Source organism: Selenomonas sp. ND2010 (assembly GCF_000702005.1).
Lineage (GTDB): Bacteria > Bacillota > Negativicutes > Selenomonadales > Selenomonadaceae > Selenomonas_A.
This window is the reverse complement of sequence record NZ_JNKI01000062.1, coordinates 1-1,844: the sequence shown is the minus strand read 5'-3', so window position 1 is coordinate 1,844 and position 1,844 is coordinate 1. Positions and strand designations below refer to the sequence as shown.

The following is a 1,844-nucleotide window of genomic DNA, read 5'->3' as shown; positions in this document are numbered from 1 at the left end:
CGCCGCCGGCGACTTACCTCGAACACGAACTGGGTAATACTCCCCTGCAAACTGTAATTTTACGAAGTTCTTATTTTATCCAAGTGATTGTTTTCACGAGCAAAAGGAATGAATAAAGATGGAATACGGCGAAAATTTACATTTAAATAGGATATAATAATAAATTTACAGAAAAATGTAAATCTATACTTGCATTTGTATGATATCATGCTATGATAGTACCCATAGGCGCTAAAGTGATTTTTTTCACTTTCGCGATAATGGTGAAAATTTGAGGGAAATCTGATAATTCTGGGAGGGCTTTATCATGGCAGACAAAAAACCTCGTATCGTGATTGTTGGTGCAGGCTTTGGTGGTGTAAAATTGGCAAAGCTGTTTGCAAAAGATGATGTGGAAGTCATCTTAGTGGACCGTCACAACTTTCATCTATTTCAGCCGTTGCTGTATCAGGTATCGACAGCAGTCCTTTCCACGGATGAAATTGCCTATCCGATTCGTACCTTTTTCCGCAAAAACAAAAATGTGGAATTTTTTATGGCAAAGGCCCAGGGCGTTGATCAGGATCGTAAAGTATTGCTGACAAATCATGGGGAAATTGCCTATGATTATCTTATCTTGGCTGCTGGTGCTACGACTAATTTCTTTGGTATGGAAAACGTCGAGAAGAATTCTTTTGGTATGAAGACTTTGCAGGAGGCTATCCATATCCGCAATCATGTCCTGCATATGTTCGAACGCGCCAATAAGCGTGAAGATGATGAACAGGAGCGTCGCCGTATGCTTAGTTTTGTCATCGTCGGCGGTGGTCCAACGGGTATCGAGGAAGCAGGTGCGATCTCGGAACTCATTGGCATTCAGAAAAAGGAATACCATCACCTTGATTTTGATGAAGTAAGTGTCAGCTTAATTGAAGCGACGGATAATGTATTACCGATGATGGCACCAAACCTTCGCGACCACACGGTTAAAGTGTTGCAGCGCAAGGGCGTTAATGTCATGCTCAATACTCAGGTGGTAGATTATGATGGCAACACGCTAAAACTGAAAGATGGTCGTGAGATTCCTACGAAGACCGTTATTTGGGCTGCTGGTGTAAAAGCAGTACCGTTTATTGCAAACTGTGGTGGTGAGGTCGACCGTGCCGGCCGCGTGATTGTTAATGAAAAGCTGCAGGTCAATGGCAGTGAAACGGTATTTGCGATTGGTGACTGTGCGAATTTTCAGCATGGTACGGAGCGTCCTTTGCCGACCGTTGCACCGGTTGCCACCCAGCAGGCTAAGGTGGCGCATGATAACATCATGAAACTGATTCGCGGTCAGCAGGATCTCTCGACCTTCCATTATAAGGACCTTGGGGCCATGGCGACGATTGGTCGTGGTGAGGCAGTAGTCAATAAGACCAGCGTAAATCCGCAGCTCACTGGATTTATTGCCTGGTGTGCTTGGATGTTTGTTCATCTCATTCGCTTGGCTGGTGCGCATACGAATTTGACCGTAGCAATCAAGTGGATGTGGAATCTACTTTCTGGTACGCGCCTAGGCCGCATTATTACCAATATACAATTGTAAAACCAAGAATTAAAAGGAGAATTCCGCGGTGGAATTCTCCTTTTTCCGTTTAAGATAAATAAAATTATGGGTTTTTGAAAAAAATACCAAAAAAGTGTTGACATTTCTTTTAAAGACGTGTATCATAATACAAGTCGCTGAGAGATACGGCGGAAACAAAAACGACACCAAGCCTTGACTGGCAAGTGGTTGTGGCTGTTTTCACCAAAATGCTTCAAAAAAAGAATTTAAAAAAGTTCTTGACAGAAACAAATCGATGCGATATAATAAATGA

1 protein-coding gene is annotated in these 1,844 nt (G+C 42.8%); it reads left to right on the top strand.

Annotation, left to right across the window (positions count from 1 at the left end; all coding sequences use genetic code 11):
* Positions 1-307 precede the first annotated feature (307 nt).
* A complete protein-coding gene (locus T504_RS0112080; protein ID WP_033171313.1) occupies positions 308-1,570 on the top strand; it encodes an NAD(P)/FAD-dependent oxidoreductase in 1,263 nt (420 codons plus the stop codon).
* Positions 1,571-1,844 lie beyond the last annotated feature (274 nt).

Coding starts and splice junctions, on each gene's coding strand:
- T504_RS0112080 (WP_033171313.1), top strand. CDS start 308: ATGGCAGACAAAAAACCTCGTATCGTGATTGTTGGTGCAGGCTTTGGT.